Source organism: Nocardia sp. NPDC101769, from assembly GCF_044766925.1.
GTDB lineage: Bacteria > Actinomycetota > Actinomycetes > Mycobacteriales > Mycobacteriaceae > Nocardia.
This window is the reverse complement of the sequence record NZ_JBIWMX010000003.1, coordinates 553,937-579,313: the sequence shown is the minus strand read 5'-3', so window position 1 is coordinate 579,313 and position 25,377 is coordinate 553,937. Positions and strand designations below refer to the sequence as shown.

The window sequence follows — 25,377 nt, the reverse complement described above, 5'->3', positions numbered from 1 at the left end:
GCAGATCCGCAGGCACAACATCACCTTGGTGACGCGTTTGATCCCGCGGCAGCAGATCGAACCCGAGCGGTTTCGCGAACCCCGACCTCGATCTCCGATTGCCCGTGCATATCAACGTAATTCGCCGACACCCCCATCTCGGTGCCGTGCTGGATCTCGCCCTCGACCATCGCATGGACCTCGCAAGCCGAGTAGTTGAGTAGCCGGGAGTCGCTAGCCGATGATGGGTTCGCCTGGTGAGTCGGCCGACCTCCGCAAACCACTCCCGCCGCCCGCGGCCGCGCGCACCAGCACCTCAGCGAGCTCGGTCGACGCGGAGAGCATCGGGAAGTGCCCGGTGTCGTGCCCGGTCATCGAGACCGGGCGTCGCCCGGGGTGGCCACCGACATCTCAGTCATCGTCCGGGTGTCCGGATCACATAGGAGCCTGGTGAGCGCCGACAAGCTCAGAAGCAGTACGGGAATGTGCACTTGGACGGATCATCGGGGCCGAAGATCGCTGTGATCAGTCCGTTGATCACAGCGTCCGCCACTCCCGATCCCGTGCTGAGTGCGACGTCCTGTGCGCCGACAACGGCCTCGGTAGCAACCTCGGGCTGTGTGGCCCCAGCGGTTGCCGTCATCGGTGCGCCGATCAGGATCCCTGCCGTGATGACCAGTATCGTCTTTCGAATCATTGTGCGCCCTTTCCTTTTTCACTCGGTATATCTACTGAGGCCAATGGCGCGGTCAGGGCAGTGACCTGAACAGGGCAGCTCCGACCCGATTCGCATCGGCGCAAGGGTCGCCCACGTCGGTCTGAACACGCGTGTTGTGCACCAGGAACTCGATGCTGCCGAAAGCGGCCGGTGTTCCGACATAGCAACCCTGCTTGTGCGTGTCCTGCGCCGCTCGATACTGGATCACCTGCCGGCCGTAGTATTCGGTCCTGCGCACGTCCTGGTATCGCGCGGGTTCGAGCTGGACTTCCAGCGGCCTGTCGTAGGCGGTGACGAACAATTCGAAGGTCCGGTCGGCGGATTGCCACTTGCAGCTCCGCCAGGCCGGAAACGTCGCGTCGGATACACGCTCCTTGGTCGCCGTGTCCAATCCCGCCGCGGCGAGCGCGGATTCCGACAGCGAGCAAGCGTCCCACACCGTACTCGTCGCGGAAGCCGTAGTGGTGGACGGACTTCCAGCCGCAGTGGTGGCGGGCGCGGGCGTGCCGGGCGCGGTGTTCGCGGGTGTGGTGGCGCCATCGTCGCCGGGACCGGGTTGCGGCGCAGCCGATGCCCCATCGGTACGGGCCGTGGTGGTGGCAGCGGCACCGGTCGCCGACGTAGACCCGCCAGGGCTCCGCGAGCTATCTACGGAGGTGGTGCCGCAGCCCGCGAGCAGCATGACCGCACCACACGCCAGGGCCGCGAGATGGCTCCCGCCAGCCTTACCTGTCATCTCGGATTCCTTTACTGCCAGCAGCTATCGGCACTCTGCAGGGCGTTGGTTCGGCATGATCAGTCTCAGGATGTTGCACATGATCTACTGCGCAGACGAGCCGCTGCCGCCGTCGGTGACCACCTGAGTCAACGATGATGTTCCCGCGGCGGACTGCGGCAAGGTCTCGGCGTGCGCGGAGGCGACGGGCAACAGCACAGCACCGAACAGCAGCGTGCCGACAGTTGCACGCGAAACTCGATGCATCCTGAAAATGCCGTTCGTGCAATGGTTCACAGTCGGCCAACTTCTCGGCCCGCGAGACTGCTCAACAACGTGGTGTATCGGTCCCGCAGCCTGCCTCTAGGCCGAGGGGCTGGCGATCAAGCACCACAGGCCGATCAAGGGATCGGCATTGCACAACCCGCCCGCAACGGGCTCGACCGGCGCCGGGGCAGGCGATTCCAGCGGGACAGGGGCGGCCATGGCAGCGCCGCCGCCGGCCAGGGTCGCCGCGCCGATCAGGACACCGACGAAGATTCCACGCCGTGCGAACATTTCCAGACTCCTCACAACATAAGGTTCTTGTGAAAAAAATTCAGGGCTGTAGCGAATTGGATTGTGACGCAGCCAGATCCGAGATTCCCGAACGGGGCGCGGCGCGTCTGTGACCGATGCCCCGCCGGGTATCTGGAGTTGATCGAGGCCTTCGCCCGTTATCGCCGCCGATTCCCGTGGCAGCGGCGGCGGTTCGAGATTCCCGGCCGAACGTGCGGGAGATGATCCGCTGCTTCCCGCATTTCGGGCCGCCCGTCTCCAGAGCTTCGACGGGCGGTCAGCATGTCAGATCTGACAGGTAGCGCTGGGGTGCAAGAGCCAGCAGAGGATTGATCCGGGGCCGGCGGACCCGGTCCCGGGACCGTCGAGGCCGACCGGGGTCGCGGCGGTGGAGGTCGGTGCGGGCTCGAAAGCCAGCGGAGCCGCCGTGGCGGCGCCGCCGCCGGCCAGGGTCGCCGCGCCGATCAGGACACCGACGAAGATTCCACGCCGTGCGAACATTTCCAGACTCCTCACAACATAGGGTTCTTGTGACAAAAATTCAGGGTGTGGCGAATTGGAGGGTGAGGCAGGCAGATCCGAGAGGTTGATGCCGACCTCAACGGGCCGGCCGATCTGATCCGACCCGTTCGGCTCGACGGCGGCCCCCATCTGGGTTCGGAATCGGTCCGGCGAGGTCAGCAGCCGTCAGTCGCAATGGCGGCAGCGGGCCCCTCGAGCGCGACGAGCGTCGCAACCGCAACCGCGAACATGACACCGACACGCACCGAGAACTGTTGAAAATTCAGTCTTTTCGGACTCACGGTCCATTCGTCGGATCAGCCGCGGCCACCGTTAGCAACACATACTGCCCCCAAAACTCGGGGCACGCGGCAATCGCGGACGAGAGATCACCGTGTCCCGGTGGAACATTCGGCACGGGTACCAGTATTCGCACCGCGAGGAGGACCGGCCGTGACCCGAAACAGGTCCATTTCACTCCCATGGCCAGTCTTCTCCGAACTCGCCCCACGCGCAGCGGAATCGCGCAATGGTGCCGCAAGCGACCCCCGGTCGCACCGGAACGCCGGTGGCAGGAGTCCGTGAACGGGGGATACGAATCGTCCTCGGGTTGCAAGCGACCACGTTCCGCGCTCGCGGCGCACATAAATCCAGGCTGATCAAACGACAAATGTATGGTCGGCCAGCCTCACAAACTCCTTCGGCACCGGATCCTGTTGGCATAGCCTGCAGTTCACCACTGGAAGTGAGCCAGAGTTGTTGATCCGACAGTCCGCCACGGCCGGATTACAGCTCAGCACCGAGGTCCTGGGAGGGGGTTACGTGACGGACGACAATCCGTCCGCTCGCATGTTTCAGGCGGTGGTCTGATACCAGTGGGTGAGGGTTCGGGGCCTGATCACCCTCAGGGGTGATTGATCCGATCTTGCGCTCGGCGATGAGCTTTCGGCATGACTACAAAGACTCACCGTCTCCCGCGAGCTCGACGAATGCGAGTGACCGCGGGAATCGTCGGCGCCGCACTGCTGTTCGGGACATCGACCCTCACGGCGGGGTGCGGCGGTTCACCGGAGTCGACGCACTCGACACCGGCACCGGCAGACACCGATCGCGGACGACTCGTGAAGGCCGAACACCTACGCACGTACTCACCCGACGATGTCAGAGCTGAACTCACCGCCAGCGAATTCGACACCAGTACAGTGCAATTCGGCGTCGAAACGTATCGACTCACCTACGACACGGTCGGCACGGACGGTCGGACGACGACAGCGACCGGACTGCTCGCCCTACCCCGCAACGACAAACACGACCTGACCACGGTGGCCTACGAGCACGGCACCCAGCCCACCAAGTCCGAAGCCCCATCGGTGGCCGAGGACAGCGGTGACCGAGCCGCGACGCTCACCTACGCGGCAGCCGGCTTCGTCGGCGTCGCACCCGACTACCTCGGATTGGGATCGGGACCGAACCCGCACCCGTACCTGGACCTGCCGTCGGAGACCACCGCATCGGTGGACATGCTGCGCGCCGCCCGCACCCAGGCCGCAACCCTCGGTCGCCGGCTGGGCAATGACGTCGACATCGTGGGATTCTCCCAGGGCGGACCGGCCGCGATGGGACTGGCGCGCGCACTGCAGAGCGGCGCGGACACCGACTTTCGGGCAACCGCGGTCGCCGCGATCAGCGGACCGTTCGACCTGCGAAACGGCGAACTGTCCGCAGTGTTCGACGGCACCCTGGACCCGGGCGCGGGCTCCTTCTACAGCGCGTACCTGCTGGTGTCCTGGAATCGCCTGCACGGGCTGTACAAGTCGCCGAGCGAGGTGTTCCAGGCGCCCTACGACGACACCGTCGAGCAACTGTTCGATGGCCTGCATTCCTTCGAGGACATCGTCAGCGGCCTGGCGCCGGATGTCGATCACCTGCTGACCCCGCACGGCATCGATATGCTGCGCAATCCGACCGGCCCGCTCGCCGCCGCCATGGACATCGCCGACAGCACCTGTAGCGACTGGACGCCCCGAATGCCCGTACGGCTCTACACAGGCAGCCATGACCGCGACGTCTCCGCGAACAACAGCGCCGACTGCCAGACCGCGCTGCGCCGACACGGCGTCGACGCCTCGATCACCGATGTGGGCCCGGTGGACCACAACGGTTCCGGCATCGGCGGAACCGCCCTGGCCGTGCGCTGGTTCATGGAATTGAACGCCACGAACTAGCACGACAGTCGTATTTCTTTGTGCTGCAGGGTGATCAGTTCTGGGGTGTAGCTTGTCGTGGGCGGGTCTCGACGAGGTGTTCGCTCAGGTGGCTGGGGTGCTTCTATCGTGCGGAGCCGCGTTCGGTGGGCGCGAGCGTATCTGACGGGGGTTGCTGGCGCCGGTGGAGCGGAAGAACTCCTGGCAGCTGTCCGAGGCCGCTGGGGTGGCCTAGCTCGGCGCGTTGCAGCACTTTCTGAACCGGTCCCGCTGGGATGCCGATGAGCTGCGGGATCGACTGCGTTCGTATATGGCCGAGGCGTTGGCCTGCCCGGACGGTGTCCCGGTTCCGGACGAGACCGGATTCCTGAAGAAGGGTGCGAAATCCGCCGGTGTGCAACGTCGATGCTCGGGCACGGCGGGACGTGTGGAGAACAGCCAGCTCGAGGTGTTTTTGGCGTATACGGTCAGGTCGGGGCGAGCGCTGATCGACCGAGAGCTCTACTTGCCCGAGTCCTGGATCAGTGACCGTGACCGCTGCACGAAAGGCGGGCGTGCGGTCAGCGTGCGCCGGTGCGGCGGCGGGTGGACAACGGGGTGGGACGGCCGCGGAGGCGGTCGATGTGGCGCTGCTGGATGGCGGTGTTGGTGCGCAGGAAGTCGGTGACCAGTTGCAGCTGTGCGGTGTCGTATTTGGCGCCGAGCTCGCGTTCCCCGTCGCTGATCAGCGGGCCGACGAGGGCGAAGCAGCGTTGAGCGCCGTCGTCGGTGATACGGACCACCACCTTGCGCCGGTCGACGGGGTGCGGCGCGCGGGTGAGCAGTTCGAGCTTCTCCAACCGGTCGAGCATGACGGTGACACTGCCGGTGGTCAGGTTGAGCTGGTCGCTGAGCTCGCGTGGGGTGAGCTCACCGGCTGCGAGAAGCTCTTCCAGGCAGCGAAGGTCGGTGCCGTTGACGCCCAGCAGGCGGGCTGTCTCACGGTCGAAGTCGTCGACGGCGGCCTGGTAGGCCTGGGTCGCCTGCCCCAGTTCGGCGAGCACTTCCGCCATTTCGCTTGACATTCGAGTCATCTCCTTGGATTCTCAATTAGCTCGACAATCAAGAAACATTATGTTCGAGATTCATTATAGTCAAGTGAGACCCGGGAGTCACTCATGCCTCGAGCCCTGAATGCGACCGGCGTGGCGCCGGCCGCCGCGCCATCACCCCATCCCAAGCGATGGGCTGCCGCGATCGTGATGATCCTGGCGGCCTTGCTGGACATGATCGACGGTTCGATCGTCAACACCGCGCTACCGTCGATCGGCCGTGAGCTGGGCGCGACTCCCGCCCAGCTGCAGTGGATGGTGTCGGCCTATCTGCTGGGGTTCGCGGCCACCCTGATCGTCGCCGGGCATCTGGGCGACCGGTTCGGCCGCAAGGGGTTGTTCCTGGCCGGGGTGGCAGGGTTCGCGGTCGCGAGCCTGGCCAGTGCCGTGGCGGCCGGGACGGAGCAGCTGATCGCGGCGCGGGCAGTGCAGGGTGTGGCTGCCGCGGTGATCATGCCCCAGGTGCTCGGCTCACTGCGGACCTTGTTCACCGGCGCCGAGCGGGGCAAGGTGTTCGCGATCTACGGCGCGATCGCCGGGATCGCGGTGGCCACCGGAGTGGTACTGGGCGGGGTGCTGACGGACTGGAACCTGTTCGGGTGGGGCTGGCGGACGATCTTCGCGGTCAATGTGCCGCTGGCTGCCGTCGCGATCGCGCTGGGCGCACTGTGGATTCCCGCTGCCCACGACCGCACGCCCGGCCGGGTCGGTGTCGTGCGCGCGGGTGCGCTGGCGCTGTCGCTGGTGGCGATCGTGCTGCCACTGGTGCAGGGCCGCTCCGCGGGGTGGCCATTGTGGGGCTGGTTGTGCCTGGGCGCGGGCGTGGCGGGCCTGGCAGGGTTGGCGGCGGGGCAGCGGGCGCTCGGCGAGCAGCGGCCGATGCTGCCTGCCGGGTTGTTCGTTTCGCGTGCGTTCGTCGCGGGGCTGGTCGTGCAGATGCTGTTCTACGGTGCGATGTCGGGCTTCATGCTGATCCTCACCATCTGGCTGCAGTCCGGGCAAGGCTATTCGCCGGCCCGGGCCGGGCTGCTGATGGTGGCGTTCAGCGGCGGCACCTTCCTCACCGCCCCGATTGTCGACGGGCTGGTAGCGAAGTTCGGCCGCGGCGCGCTGGCGGCCGGGGGGCTGATCCTGGCGGGCGGGTTCTCCGGGGTTGTGCGCGCCGCCGGCCACGCAGGCACCCACTCGGCGGCCTGGCCGCTGGTGCCGGGACTGCTGATCGCCGGCGCGGGCCTGGGACTGATGGTGATCCCGCTGGCCAACATCGCGCTCACCGCCGTGCCGGCGGATCTGGCCGGTGCCGCGTCGGGGGTGTTCACCACTGCCCAGCAATTTGGTGGCGCGCTGGGCGTGGCGGTCATCGGTAACGTGTTTTTCGCCCACATCGGCACCGGCTACGGGGATGCGATCGGCCGCGCCGGGCAGTGGCCGGTGGTGGCGTGCGCGGCCTGCGCACTGCTGTGCCTTGCCATACCCCGCGCGGCGATCGTCCACCACGCCGAGACCGACCACGTCGGCTGACACTCGGGGGCCCACCACGACCCGGACCAGGTTCCGCGGCGGTCGTGGCACATCGCCCGAAAATAGACTTGACAATCAAGTATCTTGAATGACAAGCTCTATTTGCTTGATAAACAAGAAGAACGAACTTTAAGGGAAGTGGTTCACATGCGGGTCATGATCATCGGCGGCGGCACCGGCGGCATGTGCCTGGCGCACGGCCTGAAGCAGGCAGGTGTCGAGGTCGTCGTCTACGAGCGCTACGGGTCCCGCCGCGACGGGCTCTACGGCTACCGGGTCGGCATCGACCCCACCGGCAACCGGGCGCTGCAGCAGTGCCTGCCGCCAGAGCTCTTCGACACCTTCGTCGCCACCTGCGCCCGAGGTCCGCGGCACTTCAATGTGCTGACCCAGTCCATGCACGCCACCGCGAGCATCCCGCTGCGCGACGACAGCGACGAAATCAACAGCGAGCGCTCGGTCTCGCGGTCCACCCTTCGGCAGGTGTTGTTCACCGGCATGGACGACGTGGTGCACTTCGGCAAGGAGTTCACCCACTACGAGCAGCACGAGAACGGCACCGTCACCGCGTATTTCAGCGATGGCACCACCGACACCGGCGATGTGCTGATCGCTGCCGACGGCACCCGCTCGGCCGTGCGCCGGCAGTTCCTGCCGCACGCGGAGGTCAAGGACGCCGGCATCACCTCCATCGCGACCAAGACCGCGCTCACCCCCGAGACCCGCGCCCTGCTCACCGAGGAGATGCTCAACGGCATCAACCTGATCTTCGCCACCAAGGGCCTGATCGGCATGCTGCACGTCATGGAGTTCAAGTGGGACGCCGAGGGCAACCCCAAGGACCCGGCGGACGCCGACCAGCTGCAGAGCTGGTCGGGCCTGCAGTTCGACAACACCCGCGACTACATCAACCTCTCGGTCTGGAGCTCGCACGACCACTTCCCCGCGAACACAGTCGAGCAGCGCGGCGCGGAACTCATCACCACCGCCCTCGAGGTGACCCGCAACTGGCACCCCGACCTGCGCCGTATCTTCGAGCTCTCCGACCCCGAAGCCGCCTTCCCCCTGCAGATCTCGACCTCGGTGCCGGTCGAGCCCTGGAAGACCACCAACATCACCCTGCTGGGCGACGCTATCCACACCATGACCCCCGGTCAGGGCGTGGGCGCCAACACCGCCCTGCGCGACGCCGCCCTGCTGTGCCGCGAACTCGTCGCAGCCGCGCGCGGCGAGAAGACCCTGCTGACCGCCATCGCCGACTACGAATCCGAAATGCTGCCCTACGGTTTCGCCCGTGTCGCCGACTCCCTCGACAACAACGGCACGAACGGCGACGACCCGCTCTACAAACCCTTCACCGGCCGCCTAGCCCTCTTCGCCGCCCGCACCTACTTCAGCCTCACCGGCAAGATCCCCGCGCTGCGCCGCAAATTCCTCGAAGACCTCTACACCTATCGCGGCACCGAGGACGCCGCCTGACCCTTCTCCCCATTCCCCACTCGACGGCCCGCAGCCGGAGCATCGGCTCCGCTGCGGGCCAGTTCATTGCCGAAGGCCCGAAACCTGGTGCCGGGCATCAGGCAATCACCACAACAGTGTCTTGGTTAAGGGTGCAACTTCACTACTTCACTGATCCAGCGGTGCAGCTTGGTCTGGCCGGAGATTCCGGCCGACCCTCAGGATTCGTTGCTGAAAATTAGCGCTATTCTTGCGGATTGGCGTGTTCCCACAGATCAGGCACGGAGAATTCGTTGAAAGTTGTCCTCCAGGACCAGGGTTCGCACTGCCGGATCCGCAATGGCCGCCTCGACGGTGTGCCGCGCGGCGACTACGTCCCCGTACGGTGTGTTCGATCCGAACAGGCACTGATCAGGTACTTCCCGCGCGGCGGCCGCGACTGCGAACACCTGCAACGCGCTCGACAGATCGATGTGCAGGTTGGGCCGCTCCGCGGCCAGCTCCACCAGCTCCAGGGCGTGGAATCCGCCCAGGGCACCGACGATCAGGGGAACCGACGGATAGCGGGCGGCCAGCGCCGCATAGGTCCGGAGATCGTCGAGGGTATTGGGCGCGAAGCCGTGGACCAGCACCGGAATCCCGCCGTGGTCGGCGCTGACGCCCAGCACCGGTTCGATGCGCGCGGCCTGCCCGGGCGGCGGGGTGACCTCGCCGATGCCCACGATGCCGGGTCGGGACAGGTAGGGCTCGAACCATTCGCCGAGGGGCTCGGCACGCAGCAGCGAGGGCATGCTCGCGAAGCCGAGGGTGGCGTCGGGATGTGCGTCCAGCGCGCGCAGCACCTCGTCCATGGCCGCGCGCACCTCGTCCGCCGCCGCGTCCGCACCGCCGATAACTGCTGTCAGTCTGGCGAATTCGGACCGCACCTCGTCGAGCGTGCGGGCGCGTTCGGGGTGGACCCGGGTGGACAGCAGCACCGTGCGATCCACTCCGGCCTGCTTCGCGCGCGCCAGCTGTGCGGCGGGGTCGGCGGTGACGTGGGCGTGGACATCGGTGACCATGGCGTTTCCTCCGGCGGGGAATGGGCGGCAGCGGCTCGACGCTAAACGTTGACACTGGGGTCAAGGTCAAGCCGGAGGACATCGATGCTGATCAGCGAGCTGTCGCAGCGCAGTGGGGTGAGCGCCCGCGCGCTACGGCACTACGACCGCAGCGGCCTGCTGGAGGCCGGGCGGCGATCCAATGGCTACCGGGATTTCCCGGAGTCGAGTGTCGAACGGGTGCGCCGGATTCGAGCGTTGCTCGAGGTGGGTCTCGATCTATCGGGGGTCGCGGATCTGCTGCCGTGCTTCGCGCCGGACGGGCAGCTGGGCGGGTGTGAGCGGGCGCGGCGCCGGTTGACCGATCGGATCGCGGATCTGGACCGGTCGCTGGTGGCCATCACGCGGGCGCGGGACCTGCTGGCCGCGGAGGTCGCGCGATGGGACCGGCCTGCCTTGCCCGATTGTCGATGAGTGGGCGTGGAGTCGGGGCCGGGTTACCGTCGATCCATGAGCCGTAGTGGGAGAGGGCGCGGTCCGATCGCTCGAGTGGGGGCGGTGGTCGGGGCGGTCGCGCTGGTGGCGGCAGGCTGCGGGAGCGGTGGGGGCGGGTCGGCGCCGCAGGGTGCGGCGAGCTGGCCGCCGTCGGACGGACGCGGGTCGTGCGCGGTCGACAAGCAGGAGAATGTTCCCGCGACCATGCGCGACGGCGTGGTGCTGAAAGCCGATGTGTATCGGCCCAAATCGGAGGATCCGGTGCCGGTGATTCTGATGCGGACGCAGTACGGGAAGACCGGCGCGCAGATTCAGCCGTTCCGCTATCAGACCCCGGACTGGTTCGCGTCACACTGCTATCTGGTTGTGGTGCAGGACATTCGGGGTCAAGGCGCGTCGGGCGGCACGTTCACCGAGTTCGCGAATGACACCAATGACGGCTACGACTCGGTGGAGTGGGCCGCCACCTTGCCGGGCTCGAATGGCAAGGTCGGGATGTACGGTTCGTCGTATGTCGGTGCGACGCAATGGCTTGCGGCCGTCGGCGCGCCGCCGCATCTGACGACCATCGTGCCCGCCAATACCGCCTCGGATTATTACGACGACTGGACCTATGAGGGCGGTGCGTTCCGCCTGGCGTTCGTGGAACCGTGGGCCATGGAGACCATCGGTGCGAGCGCGGCCCTCAATCGTGGTGACACCGCCACCGCCAAGCAGTTGGGGGTCGATGGCGCGGACTACACGCGCTGGCTGGGTTTCCGCCCGTATCAGCAGTTTCCGCCGCTGCACCCGGGTGATGGGGCGGTCGCGCCGTGGTTCTACGACTGGATCTCGCACTCCACCCGCGACGATTACTGGAAGCAGTGGAGCATTCGCGATCGGTACGCGAATGTGAAGGTCCCGGTGCTGGATGTAGAGGGTTGGTACGACGCGTTTCTCGCGGGCGGGGTGCAGAATTTCTCCGGCATGGTCGCCGGCGGCGGCACGCCGGAGGCCCGTGCGGGGCAGCGGCTGGTGCTGGGCCCGTGGGATCACGTCGGCTGGGGGCGTCCGGGCAGCAAGGTGGAGACCCCGATGCTGGCGGCGAGCGGTGCGGCGGGCGACAGTCCGATCAACGACCTCATGCTGGCCTGGTACGACCATTTCCTGAAGGGCAAGGACAACAAGGTATCCGGGAAGCCGGTCGTCGACTACTTCCTGATGGGTGCGAACAAGTGGAAGTCGGCCACGGCCTGGCCGCTGCCGGATACCCGGTGGACCACCTATTACCTGTCCGGCAATGGCGGCAATGGGATTCAGGGCCGGGCCGGGCTGCTCACCACCGATGCCCCGAAGGACGCGCAGCAGCCGGATCGCTACGACTACGACCCGCTCAATCCGGTGCCCAGCGCGGGCGGGCACTCGTGCTGTGGCGCGTCGGCGGGACCGCAGGGCCCGGTGGATCAGTTCGTGGTGGAGCAGCGTTCGGATGTGCTGACCTATACGACCGCGCCGATGCCCTCCGACACCGAACTCACCGGTCCGATTCGCATGACGCTGTGGGCGTCCTCGACCGCGACCGACACCGATTTCACAGCGAAGGTGGTGGCGGTGGCCCCGGACGGCTCGACGGTGAATCTCAACAACGGCATCGTGCGCACCGCGTTCCGCGATTCGCTCGATCATCCGTCGCCGATCGTGCCGGGTCAGCCGTATCAGTTCACGATCGATGTCTGGCCGACCAGCTATCTCGTCAAGGCCGGATCGGCGATCCGGGTCGAGGTGTCGAGCAGCGATTTCCCGCAGTTCGCACCGAATCCGAATACCGGTGACCCGTTCGGGCAGAACACGAACACGCAGGTCGCGACCCAGACCGTGTATCACGACAAGGATCACCCGTCGGCGCTGGTGTTGCCGATCATTCCGGCGGGCGACGCGGGAAGTTCACGTTTCCCGATGGCGCACTGACATATTCGGCCCCGACGATGACCGTGGCCGGGCTTCCCGTGGATTGTCCGCCCCGTGCGGGAAGCACCGGCCGCCTACAGACTAATCGCCAACGCGAAGGCCCCCGGCACGGCCGGGCCGGGGTTAGTGTCGCTGGGTGGGTTTCGAGGTGCGTGTCGATACCGCGGGTGCGGTCGAGATCGTGAGAGCGGCAGCGGGGTTCGGCTGGCGCTGGGGTTCGGGCAATGTCTCCGAATTCGCCCGACTGGTCGGATGGAGTAGTCCGCAGCCGGTGGGAACGCTGCGCACCGGCCCGGTCTTCTCCCGGACCGGGCTGTCGGTGTGGTGGGACTCGGCCATGTTCTGGGGCAGCGACCGCGGCCTCGACCATGTCCGCGTGACCATCTCCGACTGCCCGCCCCCCGCGGAGTTCGGCAGCCGGGAACTCCTGGACGCGGCGCTGGCCCGCACGGCGGCCGTGTTCACCGAGCACTGGGGCGATCCGGAGAGCCCGGCCGCAGGCCCGGCCGAGGGTCCGGCCTGGCGTTTCCCGACCGTGTTCGCGGGCCTCACCATCGGTGTGGACACCGTCGACCTGCTGCTGGTGAACCCGACCGCGCAGCGGTACTGGATGGAACGCCGGCACGAGACCGCCCGCCGCCGCGCCGCCGTATGCGCCTGGACCCGCTTCGCCGAGCACCTGGCGGGCTTCCTGGAGACGCTGCCGGTGAACGCACGACTGCTGGTCACCGCACCCGGTGGCCGCTTCGTGCAGTTCGACGCCGGGCCGGAGCAGCTGACCGGCGAGCTGGCCCGCGCCGAATTCATCGACCCCACCTGGTATTACGGCCCGGAGACGGAGCAGCGGCTGATCGACCTGGGCTGGACGCCGCCGCGCGAGGCCAACTGGACGCGCACCCTGTCCCGGCGCGCGGGCGCCGTGGCCATGAGCGGGCTGGCGCTGCGCACTGCCGACACGCTGCGCGCGGTCGGTGTCACCGCGCCCACCGAGCTGATGGCCGATGCCTGGGCGGAGGGCGGCGCGGATCTGGACGTGACCCCGCTGGGCGTCCCGCCGCATCCCACCTCGCGCAGCCAGCGCGCCGAATTCCTGCGCCGCCACGCGGTCTCCGATTTCGATGCCGGGCCGCTGCGGGTGGACGTGCCCGCCGGTGTCGAGATCGCCCGCGCCGCGCGGGCCTTCGACTGGACCTGGACGCGCGCCGATCTGGACGGCTTCGCGGCCGCAGTGGGCTGGAAACCGGTGCGCGACAACGATACCGGCGAGCGCACGGTGTGGACGGACACCGAGCTGGGCGTGGACGATCCGCGCGCCCGCTTCTGCTTCGACGGCGACCGGCTGGAGGCGGTGTGTGTCACCCTCAGCGACAGCATCGAATCGTTCCTCTACGACGAGGGCCTGCCCGGCGAGGTGCGCGAACAGCGCACCGCCGCCCAGGCCCGCGCGCTGGACGGCTTCCGCGCCGAGTTCGGCGTGCCGCGCCATGCGGTGCTGGGGCAGGCGCACGGACCGGCCTGGCCCGATGACCGGCTCACGGTGGGCCTGGTCACCGAGCCGGACACGGTGGAGCTGTATCTGGTGCGGCCGGGTGAACGCGACCGCCGCCTCATCATCGAGCAGCAGCGCGCCGCCTTCCGCGCCCATGATCGCGAATGGGCGCAGTGCTACGAGGAATTGGCCGCCCTCATCGCCGATCTCACCGAGTCCGGCCAGCTCACCGTGGATGCCGGCGAACCGCATCGCGCCCGGATCAATCTCGACCGAGGCGTCGACCACGAGCTGCTGCGGCTGGAATTGGCCAGCGCGACCGCCCGCGAATTGTCCCCGCGCGTCCTGAAATTCATGCTGCGCGACGGCTGGCAGCATCCCGATCACCGATATCCGCTGTGGCACATCGATCTTCCGCTGCCCGCCCTGCCGCGTGACCTGCGCCGGCTGGCCCGGCTGGCGGTGTTGCCGCTGCGCACCCTGATGCCGCCGCAGGCCCGGTTGCGGGTGCTGCTGAACGGCGAGTACCAGGCGGTGCGCGCACCGTCGACGGGCGCGATCGGCGCACCGACGGCCGCGCCGGACGCCTAGAGTCGAGGCATGATCGACAGCGAGGACATGCGCGTCACCCGGGCCGCCTACGACGAGGTGGCGGAGCGGTACGCCAAACTGTTCCACCGGTACCTGCACACCAATCCGCTCGACCGGTTGATGCTGGACGCCTTCGTGGAAGCGGTGCAGGAGAACGGAAACGGCCCGGTGGCCGATATCGGCTGCGGGCCGGGACGGGTCACCTCGCATCTGGCGGCGGCCGGGCTGGAGATGTCGGGGGTCGATCTGTCGCCGGAGATGATCCGGCTGGCCCGGGAGGAATACCCGGACATTCCGTTCGAGGTCGGGCCGATGGAGCGACTGCGGTACGACGACGCCGCGCTGGCCGGGCTGGTGGCCTGGTACTCGATCATTCACATTCCGCCGCAGCGTGTTCCGGCGGTGCTGACCGAGTTCGCGCGGGTGGTGCGGCCCGGTGGGCACGCCGTGTTCGGCTTCCAGGCCGCCGACGAGCCGACGGGCGTGCGGGATTACGCGCACAAGGTCGCCCCCGCCTATCGGTGGGCGCCGGGCACCTTCGCGGAAGCCCTGGCCGCCCATGGTTTCCGGGCCACCGCCACGCTGTCGCGGGAGGCCCGCCCGGACGAATACACCCCGCACGCGGCCATGCTGGCGGTCAGGGTCTGAGCGCGCCGGCGGTCAGGGCCGGATCGGTTCCGGTTCCCGTGCCGCCCGCTCGTCGAATTCGGTTCTGGCGGCGGTGATTTCCTCGGCGTGCTGCAGCGCCCACTGTCCCATGGCGTGGGTGATCCGGCCCAGATCGGCGCCCATGTCGGTGAGCGTGTACTCCACCCGGGGCGGCACGGTCGGATACACCGCACGCCGGACCAGCCCGTCGCGTTCCAGGTCCCGCAGGGTGCGGGTGAGCACCTTCTGGGTGATGCCGTCGAGGCGGCGGCGCAGTTCGTTGAATCGGATCGGCCCGCCCTCGTTGCGCAGCGTGCCCAGCACCAGCAGCACCCACTTGTCGGCCAGCACCGCGAGGATGTCGCGGGCAGGGCAGCGCCGCAGGTAACTGTCGACCAGATTTCCGGATGGCTCCCAGTCGGAGACGGTATCCATGAGGTACCTCGGGATCAAAAGAGTGCCTTCTTTCCACGAGATACTATCCGGCGCAGGATCGAGAACATGAAAGCGATCAGTCAGCGCACCCTCGGCGGACCGGACGTTCTGGAGACGGTGGAGGTCGATGTTCCGCGACCCGGCACCGGCGAGGTGCTGGTGCGGGTGGCCGCCACCTCGATCAATGCCGCCGATTGGAAACTGCGCTCGGGCGCGGTCACCAAGCTGGGCCCGCCGCCGTTCACGCTGGGCTTCGACCTGTCGGGTGTGGTCGCCGAGGTCGGCGCGGAGGTCACCGAATTCCGGCCCGGTGACGAGGTTTTCGGGAATGTGCTCAGCCGTTCCGGCGCGTACGCCGAATACGCGGTGACCCCGGCGCAGTTCCTCGCCCACCGACCCGCCGGGCTCGACCGCATCCATGCCGCCGCGCTGCCGACGGCAGTGCTCACCGCGTGGCAGGCGCTCACCGATGTCCAACCGGGACAACGGGTTCTGGTGCACGCGGCGGCCGGCGGCGTGGGTCATCTGGCGGTGCAGATCGCCAAGGCACGCGGTGCCTACGTGATCGGCACAGCCCGCGCGGCCAATCACGACTTCCTGAGCGGCCTCGGCGTCGACGAGCTGATCGATTACACGGCAACCGATTTCACCACCGCCGTCAGCGACGTGGATATCGCGTTCGACCTGGTCGGCGGCGACTATGCGGCCCGCTCGCTGCGGGTGCTCACCCCGCACGGCCGGATGATCGATGCCCAGGGCGAGGAGCCGCTCGACGATCCCCGCTATCGCCGCCTCTGGTTCGCCCCGTCCGGCGCGGACCTGCGCGCGGTCGCGGACCTGGTCACGGACGGGCGGTTGCGCGGCGAGATCGATCGGGTGATGTCCCTGGCCGATGCCGCCGAGGCGCACAAGCTCAGCGAATCCGGCCGGGTGCGCGGCAAGATCGTCCTGACCGCCTGGAACGACTGATCCGGCTTTCCGGCCATCGGGATACTTGATGCACGCGCCGCTCCCGGCGCATACCGTCGCGGAGAGACCACGTTGATCAGGGAGTAACGGTGACGGACTGGAACGAAGAAGTCGATGTCCTGGTGGCAGGGTCGGGCGGCGGCCTGGCCGGGGCCTATACGGCGGCCCGCGAGGGGCTCACGGTGGCGGTGGTGGAGGCCACCGACAAGTTCGGCGGCACCACCTCGTTCTCGGGCGGCGGCGGGGTCTGGTTCCCGTGCAATCCGGTGCTGCGGCGCGCGGGTGTCGACGACACCATCGAGGACGCGCTCACCTACTTCCGGTCCGTGGTCGGCGACCGTACCCCGGCCGAGCTGCAGGAAACCTATGTCCGCAAGGGCGCCAAGGTCATCGAATACCTGGAGCAGGACGAGGCTTTCGAGTTCCAGATGTTTCCGTGGCCGGACTATTTCGGCAAGGCGCCGAAGGCGCGGCTGGACGGCAAGCGGCACATCATCCCCGCGCCGCTGCGGGCCGCGAAGCTGGGCGAGCTGAGCGACTCGGTGCGCGGGCCGCTGGGCACCGACCGCCACGGCGATCCGCAGCCCGACTACCTGATCGGCGGGCGGGCCCTCGTCGGCCGGTTCCTGCTGGCGCTGTCCAAGTACCCCGACGCCAGGCTGTACCTGAACTCCACGCTGGTCGAGCTGGTCACCGAGGACGGCGCTGTGGTCGGGGCGATCGTCGAGCGCGAGGGGCAGCGAGTGGCCATCCGGGCCCGCAAGGGCGTGCTGCTGGCCGCCGGTGGTTTCGAGGGCAACGACGAACTGCGGCAGCGCTACGGTGTGCCGGGCGTGGCCCGAGACACCATGGGGCCGTGGGGAAATCAGGGTAGGGCGCACGAGGCGGGCATCGCGGTGGGCGCGGACACCGACCTGATGGATCAGGCGTGGTGGTCGCCGGGCCTGGTGCACCCGGACGGGCGTGCGGCCTTCGCGCTGTGGTTCACCGGCGGCATCTTCGTCAACCAGGCCGGAGAACGCTTCGTCAACGAGTCGGCACCCTACGACCGGCTCGGCCGCGACATCATCGAGCACCTGAACGACGGCTCGGCGACACTTCCGTTCTGGATGATCTACGACGACACCGAAGGTGTCGTACCGCCCATCAAGGCCAGCAATGTGCCGATGGTGGACGCGGAACGCTATGTCGAGGCGGGCCTGTGGAAGACCGCCGACACCCTCGAGGGCCTGGCCGCCGAAATCGGTGTTCCCGCCGAGGCGCTGGTGGCGACCGTGGCCCGGTTCAACGACTTCGCGGCCCAGGGCGTGGATCCGGACTTCGGCCGCGGCGACGAAGCCTACGACCGCGCCTTCTCCAACGGCGAGCCCCCACTCACCCCGATCGTGAAGGGCCCGTTCCACGCGGCCGCCTTCGGCATCTCCGATCTGGGCACCAAGGGCGGGCTGCGCACCGACACCGCCGCGCGCGTACTGAACACCGACGGCGAGCCGATCCCGGGACTGTACGCCGCGGGCAACACCATGGCGGCGGTCAGCGGAACCGTCTACCCCGGTGGCGGCAATCCGATCGGCGCGTCGGTGCTGTTCAGCCACCTGGCGGCACTCGACATGAGCGGCCGCTAGCCGCTCCCACCGCCCAAAGGTTCGCGGCGCCAGCGCGGGGCGGCGGAGCGAACGGCTCCATAAACCTGCGCCTTGGAGGAGCGGAAGAGGGAAGAACGAGACCTCCAGCGCCGCGAACCCGCCCGAAGCGAAGCAGAGGGCAAATTCACCACAGCTGGTTCGCGGCGCGTCTCGTTCTGGACTGACGGAGCGGGGGAGCGAAGCGGAGGAGCGGAGGAGGGAAGAACGAGACCTTCAGCGCCGCGAACCCGCCCGGAGCGAAGCGGAGGGCAAATTCAACACAGCGAACCCGCCCGAAGCGAAGCGGAGGGCAAATCAAACACAGTTGTGATGCGATGGGCGCATGACGCGAGCGGGATACGACGTGATCGTGGTGGGCGGCGGCCACAACGGCCTGGTGGCCGCCGCCTACCTGGCCCGGGCCGGGCGTTCGGTGCTGGTGCTGGAACGCCGGACCCACACCGGAGGCGCGGCCGTGTCCGAGCGGGTGTTCCCGGGCTTCGACGCGCGACTGTCGCGCTACTCGTACCTGGTGAGCCTGCTGCCCGAGCGCATCGTTCGAGACCTGGACCTGAGCTTCGAGACCCGCAAGCGGCGCATCGCGTCGTACACGCCGATCGGTGACACCGGGTTGCTGGTGGACAACGGTTCCGAGGCCGCCACCCGGGCCAGCTTCGCGCAGGTCACCGGATCGGAGCGGGATTACGAAGCCTGGCAGCGCTTCTACGCAATGATGGGACACCTCGCCGAGCGCGTCTTCCCGACCCTGACCCACCCGCTGCCCACCCGCGCCGAATTGCAGCGCACGGTGGACGATTCCACGGCCTGGGAGACGATTTTCGAACGGCCGCTGGGCGAATCGGTGGAGGCCGCCTTCACCGACGACACCGTGCGCGGCGTGGTCCTCACCGATGCGCTCATCGGCACCTTCACCCACGCCCACGATCCGGCGCTGCGGCAGAACCGATGCTTCCTCTACCACGTGATCGGCGGCGGCACCGGCGACTGGAATGTGCCCGTCGGCGGCATGGGCGCGCTCACCGACGCACTCGCCGGCGCAGCCCGCGCCGCCGGGGCCGAGTTGCGCACCGGATGCACCGTCACCAGCATCGATCCCTACGGCGACACCGCAGATGTGCACTTCCTGCGCGGTGATCACGGGCACGTGGCGAGCGCGCGGCACGTGCTGGTGAGCGCCGCGCCGTATGTGCTCGCGGGACTGCTGGGCGAGTCGGCCGAGAAACCCGAGGGCGCGCAACTGAAGATCAATATGCTGCTGCGACGACTACCGAAACTCCGTGACCCGCAGGTGGATCCGCGCACCGCGTTCGCCGGCACCTTCCACATCGCCGAATCGGCCGGTCAGCTCGAGCGCGCCTATCGGGAGGCGGCGGCGGGCGCGCTGCCCTCGGCCCCGCCCTCGGAGATCTACTGCCACACCCTGACCGACCCGTCGATCCTCGCGCCGGAGCTGAACGAGCGCGGCTTCCACACCCTCACCCTGTTCGGGCTGCACACGCCCGCACGGCTTTTCGCCGACGACCCGCGGGGCGCCAAGGAGCGGCTGGTGGATGCCACACTGGCGCAACTGGATTCGGTGCTGGCCGAACCCATCCGCGACTGTCTCGCCCTGGACGGCGAGGGCAATCCGTGCCTGGAGGCCCGCACCCCGGTCGAGCTCGAACACGAGATCAGCATGCCCGGCGGCCATATCTTCCACGCGGACCTGGCCTTTCCCTACCGCGCCGACGACGCCGACGACAGCCCCGCCGCCCGGTGGGGCGTCGCGACCGGACACCGCAATGTCCTGCTGTGCGGCGCGGGCGCGGTGCGCGGCGGCGGCGTCAGCGGCATCGGCGGCCACAATGCCGCCATGGCCGTCCTCGAAGAAGGCTGAGCGAAACCGCATGCGGGGCTGAGGCCGCATGTGGGGCCGAGCGACCGGCATCGGCGCTCAGTCCAGTTCGCCGTGCTCCGCGTCCCAGCGGGCGCGGGCCGCGGCCACCGCGTCCATGTGCGCGCGCGACCAGTCGGCCAGGTAGAAGGCGACCCCGGCCAGGCTCTCACCCATCTCGGTGAGCCGGTACTCCACCTGCGGCGGAATGGTCGGGTACGCCGTGCGCTCCAGGAACCCGTCGCGCAGCAGCCTTTTCGTGGTGAGCGTCAGCATGCGTTGCGAGATACCGGGCACGGCGCGCTGCAGCTCGCCGAACCGGCGCACGCCCTTGCGCAGTTCGACCAGCACCTGCACGGTCCATTTGTCGCCGATCCGGTCCAGGGTGTCGCGGATGCCGCAGTGGTCATCGCCACACGGCCCGATGGGAACAGAGGCTACGGCCTGGTCGGTAACAGCGGTGTTCGTGACTGACAACGAAGTGCCTTCTTCCCAGGTCGCCGCCGTCGCCGGAAGCTCGGTCAGGTCGTGGTCCACGACCTTCTCAACGCAAGGAGTAGCGCAATGATTCTCGTGACCGGCGTTTCCGGCGCTCTGGGCGGACTGGTGCTGGCGGGCCTGCGGGCCCGGCCGGATCTGGAGGTGGTGGCGGGCACCAGTTCCGGTGACGGCAGAGCCGCGCAGCACACCGGCAACACCGCCCGGCACATCGATTTCGACGATCCCGCATCCCTGACCGCCGGCTTCGACGGCGTGGACACGCTGGTGTTCATCTCCGCCGGATTCGCCGAGGACGATGTGGTGACGGCCCGCCACGGCGCGGTGGTGGCGGCCGCGACGGCCGCCGGGGTGCGGCACGTCATCTACACCAGCCTCTCGGCGTCGGCCGGGCACACCACCATCGCCGTCCCGCACCTGTGGACCGAGAAGCAGCTGGCCGCAGCGCCTTTCGAGGTGACCGTGCTGCGCAACGGGTTCTACAGCGAGGTGCCGGTGGGCCTGGCGGCCGGGGCGGCCGAATCCGCCGCCGCCACCGGCGTTTTCGCAGCACCGTTCGGCACCGGCCGCATCTCCGGAGTCGCGCGGGAGGATCTGGCCGAGGTCGCGGTGCGGGTGGCCGCCGAGGTCGAGCGCGACCTGCGCGCCGGAACGTCCACCGCGCACGCCGGTCGCACCTACGAGCTGGAGGGCGTGACCTCGGTCAGCGGCGCGGAGATCGCCGGGCTGCTGAGCGAATCCCTCGGCCGCCCGGTCGAATACCGGGACGTGCCGCTCACCGAGCTGCGCGACAGCCTGCTCGGCGGGGGACTCGAACCGTATCGGATCGGGCACACGGTGTCGCTGTTCTCCAACCTGAAGGCGGGCTTCCTGCACGCCACCCACAGCGATCTGCCCGCCCTGCTGTCCGGCGTGCCGCGCCCGATCCACGCCGAGATCGCGGACGCGGTCAGCGGGCCGGGAGCAGCTGGGTGACGAGCCACAGGCGGCGGGGCAGCTCGCCCTCCTCGAAGGAATGGCGGTCGTGCAGCTCCCATCCGGCGGCCAGGGTCTCGACGAGTTCCGCGGAGAAGAAGTGCACGGCGAAGCCGCCGTGCTCATAGATGTCGTCGCCGAGGGATTTGCCGCTGCCGAAGTGGGCGTCATCGGTATTGCGGACGGTGTAGACGAAGGCGCCACCGGGTTTGAGGACGCGGCGGATCTCGGCGACCAGGTCGCGGATCTCCTGGGTGCTGAGGTCCATGCACAGCAGCATGTGTGCGTACACCGCGTCCACGCTGCGGTAGGGCAGCGGAATCGGCTGGCGGACATCGTGTTCCAGGGTGCGAACCCGCTCGCCCGCGCCTTCGGCGTCCGCCCGCTCCCGCAGTTGCGCCAGCGCGACGGCACTGAAATCGGTGGCGGTCACCCGAAAACCCTGGCGCGCCAGGTGGAGTGCGTCCCGGCCGTGGCCCGCGCCCAGTTCCAGCACGTCGCGGGCCCCGCGCTCGCGGAACAGGCGCGCCGCGTACACGGCGGCCTCCGACGGCTCGTCGCCGTACATCTCCGGATGCGTGCGGTAGGTGCGCTGCCAGTGCTCGTGCTGGTCGCTCATGCCCCCAATCATGTCCGACCGGCGGCTAGGAGGTGCGACGGCCGTCCGCGCCGTGCTGACCCATGATGTCGGAGCAGCAGCGGATGAAATACCGCACGACCGGATCGGACTCGGAGGCGTCCGGCCACACCACCGCCACCCGGGTGGGGCCGATGCCGTGCACGGGCCGGAACACCACACCCGGGTACTCGGTGCGGGCGGTGGAGGCGGGGGTGAAACTCACGCCGAAGCCATTGGCGATGGCACGCAGCCATTCCTCGGTATTGCGGGCGATGGCCCCGATGATGGCGGTATCCGCCGGCCGCGAATCCAGGCCCATCCAATAGTCGCGCCACCAGCCGGTTTCCGCGGGCGAGGCGACATACGGCTCGTCCCACAGCTCCCGGAAGGCGATGTCGTCGCGCTGGGCCAGCGGATGGTCCTCGGGCAGCGCGATCCAGCGCGGTTCGGCGAAAAGCTCCCGCAGGTGATATTCGTCCTGGCCCGGAAAGGGCAGGCGCAACAGGGCGACATCGACGTCGCCCTCGTCCAGCCCGGCGGTCGGGTCGGTCCAGCCGCCCTGGTGCAGATCGACCTGCCAGTCCGGATGCAGCCGGTGGAAGACCCGGATGATCTCCGGAATGTGGCCGTCGGCAGCGCTGTTCACGCAGCCCAGCCGCAGCACGCGGGAGGCGCGGCTGGCATCGCTCTTGGTGTCGCGCAGGATCCGGTCCCAGGACGCCAGCAGCGCCGGCACCTGCTCGGCGAGCACCTTGCCGGCCGCGGTGAGGGTCCAGCCCGCGCGGGAACGAATGAACAGCTCCACACCCAGCTGCTGTTCCAGCTGTTTGATCTGGGTCGCCAGCGCGGGCTGCGCGACATGTAGTCGCTGCGCCGCCCGCGGCAGGTTCTCCGCGTCCGCGACTGCCAGGAAGTAGCGCAGCAGTCGCGTATCGATATCCATGTCACCAGGTTAGGAAGAGGGCAACCGGTAGGCATACCCCATGGCTTGGAAGCCGGGATTCGGGCGGGATGCTATCGGCACTTCCACTCCAGAGCGGGGACGCATCGGAGTGATATGGCTCGCGTCCGGCGGATCCGGGCCCGCCGCGCGCTAGATTTTGATTGCTACAGAGTTGCTCATTTATGGAGGCGAGACCTACGAGTCGGTCGGGGCACCATTCACAGCACCGGCGCGCGGCGCGCGGCCGGAGCACGCTGTCGCGCGGCCTCTACGGGGCCACCCGCAAGGCCGCCGGATCCATGGACCGCTGGCTGCGGCGGGTCAGCCCCGGCGCGGTCGCCCCCGTGGCGCAGGCCCCGCCGCCGGAGGAACCCCCCATCTCCGCCGACCTGCTGGATCTGCTGCGGCACATGGGCGTAGCCCTGATCCGCTCCGGCGAGACCACCGGTCGGGTACAGGACGTCCTCGACGAACTCGCGCGATGCTACGACGCCACCGAGGTGCACTTCTTCGTGCTGCCCACGGGAGTGTTCGTGCGCGTACAGGATTCGCGCGGATCGGCGATGGACCTGCTGGAGGCCGACTCCGACACCCTGCGCCTGGATCAGATCGCCGCGCTCTACGAACTCATCGATCGGATCACGAACGAACTGCCGCCGCCGGCCGAGGCCACCGCGGCGCTCGAGGACATCCTCGCCTCCCCGCAGCCGACACCGGTGTGGCGGTTGCTGACCGGCAATGTGGTGCTCACCGTAGGGCTGGGCTTGATGCTCAACCCCACCTCCACCGCCCTGCTCGGCTACATCGTGCTCGGACTGGCGGTGCAGCTGCTGATCATGGCGGCCGACCGGTTCCGGCTGCTGTCCACCAGCCTGCCGGTGCTCGCCGGTGCGGTGGTCACCCTGCTGTCGTTCGGTTTTCCCAACGCGCTCGGCGGCGGCAATCCCTCCCAGCTGCTGATCCCCTCGGTTTCGAGCCTGCTGCCGGGCGCCATGCTCACCAACGGATCCATCGAGCTGGCCACCGGATCCATGGTCGCGGGCGCCAGCCGCACCATCTACGGCTTCAACAAGCTGGTGCTGCTGGCCTTCGGGGTGCTGGTCGGGCTGCAACTGCTGGGCACGCTGCCCACGGTGTCACCGCACGCCGGACACGGATTGGGTTGGTGGACGCCGATACTCGGTGTGCTGCTGATCGGACTGGGCCACAGCTGGCGGGCCAGCGCACCGCCGAAATCCCTGGGCTGGCTGCTGATCGTGCTGTACGCGGCGTTCTGCGGGCAGCAGCTGGGCACCCAGCTCGGCGGCGGGCTGCTCGGCTCGTTCCTCGGCGGCATGGTGGCGGTGCCGGTGGCATACCTGGTGCAGCGCTTCAAGGATGCCCCGCCGACACAGGTCGTGTTCCTGCCCGCCTTCTGGATGCTGGTGCCCGGCGGCATGAGCCTGAGCGGGATCTCCGCGCTGGTCACCGAGAACGACCCCAACGGGCTGCACATCATGGTCACCGCTGTGCTCACCGTGCTCGCCATCGCGCTGGGCGTGCTGGTCGGCTCGGGCCTGGTGACCTCGACCCGGGAGCCGCGACTCCAGGGCATGGTCGAGGACTGGCTGGGACCCGGAACCGAAACTCAGCGCACCAGGGGCAGTTCCGAGCCCGGATCGGCCAGCCAGAGCAGCCAGTGAGGCGCGAGCAGGGCGGCGAACTCGTCGTAGCCGGTCGCGCCCGGATGGAAGCCGTCGCCGGCGGCGACATCGCGCATCCAGATCTGGTTCTCGCGCAACGGCTGATGCGCCCGCAGGTAGGGCACCTCGGCCTCCTCGCACAGGTTGGCGAAGCGGGCGTCGAGCGCCCGCAGCCGGGCATTGTGCTCGTCGTCGACATTCGGCGGCGGCGCGACCACCATTGTCTGCCAGCCCTTTTCCCGCGCCCGGCGCAGGATGTCGGCCAGATTGCGCTCCGACTCACCGGGATCGACCCGGGGCCGGCCATCCTCGATCCGGGTGTCGTTGACGCCGGTGGAGATCACCACCCGGCAGTCCGCACCCGCGGGTAGCCGGGGCGTGCACTCGGCCTCCCAGCGGGCCCGCAGCTCGGTGCTGTTCTCCCGTCTGATACCGAGGTTGTAGTAGGTCAGCGGCTGTCCGGCCGCCGTGGCCCGGGCCGCCAGCCGGCCCGCCCAGCCCAGGCATTTCTGATCACCGACGCCCGCGACGAAGGACTCACCGACGAAACACACACGGAGATCGAGCACCACGGCCCGATCCTCGCACGCCCGTTCGCGATCCATCGAAGACTCGCATCAAGCCGGAACAACCCGCCCCGGAGCGGAGCGGAGGGGCGAATCAGACACTGTTACGGTTACCAGCGTGTTGGGTGGTCGGTGATGCCGTCGCCTGCCTCATACTCACACCGAGCCGACCATGGGACCACAGCCGTTCCCACGATCCGAAAGCGCGAATAGGAC

Annotated in this window: 24 protein-coding genes and 1 pseudogene; 13 read left to right on the top strand and 12 right to left on the bottom strand. The window is 68.4% G+C overall.

Translation table 11 applies throughout. The features are described 5' to 3' along the window. Positions 1-445: 445 nt before the first annotated feature. The 5 genes from ACIRRA_RS08445 to ACIRRA_RS08425 all read right to left on the bottom strand — a co-directional run bounded on the left by ACIRRA_RS08445 (position 446) and on the right by ACIRRA_RS08425 (position 2,471). Positions 446-676 (bottom strand): hypothetical protein, encoded by a 231-nt coding sequence (locus ACIRRA_RS08445; RefSeq protein ID WP_402764803.1) that lies wholly within the window; start codon positions 674-676, stop codon positions 446-448. A gap of 52 nt (positions 677-728) precedes the next feature. Next, positions 729-1,433: a DUF3558 family protein gene (locus ACIRRA_RS08440; RefSeq protein WP_402764800.1), complete on the bottom strand. Its 705-nt coding sequence runs from the start codon at positions 1,431-1,433 to the stop codon at positions 729-731. An 84-nt stretch (positions 1,434-1,517) separates the two neighbouring features. After that, a complete protein-coding gene (locus ACIRRA_RS08435; protein WP_402764798.1) occupies positions 1,518-1,679 on the bottom strand; it encodes a hypothetical protein in 162 nt (53 codons plus the stop codon). A gap of 96 nt (positions 1,680-1,775) precedes the next feature. Further along, positions 1,776-1,970 (bottom strand): hypothetical protein, encoded by a 195-nt coding sequence (locus ACIRRA_RS08430; protein WP_402764795.1) that lies wholly within the window; start codon positions 1,968-1,970, stop codon positions 1,776-1,778. Positions 1,971-2,255: 285 nt separating this feature from the next. Beyond that, on the bottom strand, positions 2,256-2,471 hold the full coding sequence (locus ACIRRA_RS08425) for a hypothetical protein (protein ID WP_402764793.1): 216 nt from the start codon (positions 2,469-2,471) through the stop codon (positions 2,256-2,258). 995 nt (positions 2,472-3,466) lie between these two features. Here ACIRRA_RS08425 and ACIRRA_RS08420 point away from each other — a divergent pair. Together ACIRRA_RS08420 and ACIRRA_RS08415 are read left to right on the top strand one after the other, a co-directional pair. After that, complete coding sequence (locus ACIRRA_RS08420) at positions 3,467-4,696, top strand: hypothetical protein (protein WP_402764790.1); 1,230 nt, start codon at positions 3,467-3,469, stop codon at positions 4,694-4,696. Between the two features lie 88 nt (positions 4,697-4,784). Continuing rightward, positions 4,785-5,216, top strand: a pseudogene (locus ACIRRA_RS08415) (transposase); the annotation flags it as partial. Positions 5,217-5,235: 19 nt separating this feature from the next. On the opposite strand, the gene ACIRRA_RS08410 reads toward ACIRRA_RS08415, so the two are convergent. Next, complete coding sequence (locus ACIRRA_RS08410; RefSeq protein WP_402764787.1) at positions 5,236-5,739, bottom strand: MarR family winged helix-turn-helix transcriptional regulator; 504 nt, start codon at positions 5,737-5,739, stop codon at positions 5,236-5,238. 93 nt (positions 5,740-5,832) lie between these two features. Between ACIRRA_RS08410 and ACIRRA_RS08405 the strand changes: the two genes are divergently transcribed. Continuing rightward, the gene (locus ACIRRA_RS08405; protein ID WP_402764785.1) at positions 5,833-7,287 is read left to right on the top strand and encodes an MFS transporter; all 1,455 of its coding nucleotides are present in this window, start codon (positions 5,833-5,835) and stop codon (positions 7,285-7,287) included. Positions 7,288-7,434: 147 nt separating this feature from the next. Further along, complete coding sequence (locus tag ACIRRA_RS08400; protein ID WP_402764783.1) at positions 7,435-8,766, top strand: FAD-dependent oxidoreductase; 1,332 nt, start codon at positions 7,435-7,437, stop codon at positions 8,764-8,766. Between the two features lie 254 nt (positions 8,767-9,020). On the opposite strand, the gene ACIRRA_RS08395 is transcribed toward ACIRRA_RS08400, so the two are convergent. After that, positions 9,021-9,806, bottom strand: coding sequence for an amidohydrolase family protein (locus tag ACIRRA_RS08395; RefSeq protein WP_402764780.1), 786 nt, complete (start codon positions 9,804-9,806; stop codon positions 9,021-9,023). A gap of 84 nt (positions 9,807-9,890) precedes the next feature. Between ACIRRA_RS08395 and ACIRRA_RS08390 the strand changes: the two genes are divergently transcribed. From ACIRRA_RS08390 to ACIRRA_RS08375, 4 genes are all read left to right on the top strand, one after another. Next, positions 9,891-10,259 carry a MerR family transcriptional regulator gene (locus ACIRRA_RS08390; protein WP_402764778.1) on the top strand — a complete coding sequence of 123 codons (369 nt, stop codon included), beginning with the start codon at positions 9,891-9,893 and terminating at the stop codon, positions 10,257-10,259. Positions 10,260-10,295: 36 nt separating this feature from the next. Beyond that, positions 10,296-12,227 (top strand): CocE/NonD family hydrolase, encoded by a 1,932-nt coding sequence (locus tag ACIRRA_RS08385; RefSeq protein WP_402764775.1) that lies wholly within the window; start codon positions 10,296-10,298, stop codon positions 12,225-12,227. A gap of 136 nt (positions 12,228-12,363) precedes the next feature. Further along, on the top strand, positions 12,364-14,307 hold the full coding sequence (locus ACIRRA_RS08380; RefSeq protein WP_402764772.1) for a DUF6301 family protein: 1,944 nt from the start codon (positions 12,364-12,366) through the stop codon (positions 14,305-14,307). Positions 14,308-14,316: 9 nt separating this feature from the next. Next, positions 14,317-14,955 carry a class I SAM-dependent DNA methyltransferase gene (locus ACIRRA_RS08375; RefSeq protein WP_402764770.1) on the top strand — a complete coding sequence of 213 codons (639 nt, stop codon included), beginning with the start codon at positions 14,317-14,319 and terminating at the stop codon, positions 14,953-14,955. A 12-nt stretch (positions 14,956-14,967) separates the two neighbouring features. Here the strand turns inward: ACIRRA_RS08375 and ACIRRA_RS08370 are convergent, their stop codons facing one another. Beyond that, entirely contained in the window at positions 14,968-15,390 is a 423-nt protein-coding gene (locus ACIRRA_RS08370; RefSeq protein WP_402764767.1) for a winged helix-turn-helix transcriptional regulator, read from the bottom strand. Between the two features lie 66 nt (positions 15,391-15,456). Between ACIRRA_RS08370 and ACIRRA_RS08365 the strand changes: the two genes are divergently transcribed. From ACIRRA_RS08365 to ACIRRA_RS08355, 3 genes are all read left to right on the top strand, one after another. After that, entirely contained in the window at positions 15,457-16,359 is a 903-nt protein-coding gene (locus ACIRRA_RS08365) for an NADP-dependent oxidoreductase (RefSeq protein WP_402764764.1), read from the top strand. Positions 16,360-16,448: 89 nt separating this feature from the next. Next, complete coding sequence (locus ACIRRA_RS08360; protein ID WP_402764761.1) at positions 16,449-17,984, top strand: FAD-binding protein; 1,536 nt, start codon at positions 16,449-16,451, stop codon at positions 17,982-17,984. 343 nt (positions 17,985-18,327) lie between these two features. Further along, a complete protein-coding gene (locus ACIRRA_RS08355; protein ID WP_402764759.1) occupies positions 18,328-19,881 on the top strand; it encodes a phytoene desaturase family protein in 1,554 nt (517 codons plus the stop codon). A gap of 57 nt (positions 19,882-19,938) precedes the next feature. On the opposite strand, the gene ACIRRA_RS08350 is transcribed toward ACIRRA_RS08355, so the two are convergent. Beyond that, positions 19,939-20,355, bottom strand: coding sequence for a winged helix-turn-helix transcriptional regulator (locus tag ACIRRA_RS08350; RefSeq protein WP_402764756.1), 417 nt, complete (start codon positions 20,353-20,355; stop codon positions 19,939-19,941). A gap of 87 nt (positions 20,356-20,442) precedes the next feature. On the opposite strand from ACIRRA_RS08350, the gene ACIRRA_RS08345 reads away from it, so the two are divergent. Next, positions 20,443-21,351 (top strand): NmrA family NAD(P)-binding protein, encoded by a 909-nt coding sequence (locus tag ACIRRA_RS08345; protein WP_402764754.1) that lies wholly within the window; start codon positions 20,443-20,445, stop codon positions 21,349-21,351. Here the strand turns inward: ACIRRA_RS08345 and ACIRRA_RS08340 are convergent. Together ACIRRA_RS08340 and ACIRRA_RS08335 are read right to left on the bottom strand one after the other, a co-directional pair. Further along, positions 21,326-21,970 carry a class I SAM-dependent methyltransferase gene (locus tag ACIRRA_RS08340; protein ID WP_402764752.1) on the bottom strand — a complete coding sequence of 215 codons (645 nt, stop codon included), beginning with the start codon at positions 21,968-21,970 and terminating at the stop codon, positions 21,326-21,328. The genes ACIRRA_RS08345 and ACIRRA_RS08340 overlap by 26 nt on opposite strands. Positions 21,971-21,995: 25 nt before the next feature. Next, positions 21,996-22,913 (bottom strand): LysR family transcriptional regulator, encoded by a 918-nt coding sequence (locus tag ACIRRA_RS08335; RefSeq protein ID WP_402764749.1) that lies wholly within the window; start codon positions 22,911-22,913, stop codon positions 21,996-21,998. Between the two features lie 182 nt (positions 22,914-23,095). On the opposite strand from ACIRRA_RS08335, the gene ACIRRA_RS08330 reads away from it, so the two are divergent. Continuing rightward, entirely contained in the window at positions 23,096-24,595 is a 1,500-nt protein-coding gene (locus ACIRRA_RS08330) for a threonine/serine exporter ThrE family protein (protein ID WP_402764747.1), read from the top strand. Here ACIRRA_RS08330 and ACIRRA_RS08325 read toward each other — a convergent pair. Continuing rightward, entirely contained in the window at positions 24,541-25,167 is a 627-nt protein-coding gene (locus ACIRRA_RS08325; protein WP_402764745.1) for a GDSL-type esterase/lipase family protein, read from the bottom strand. The genes ACIRRA_RS08330 and ACIRRA_RS08325 overlap by 55 nt on opposite strands. Positions 25,168-25,377 lie beyond the last annotated feature (210 nt).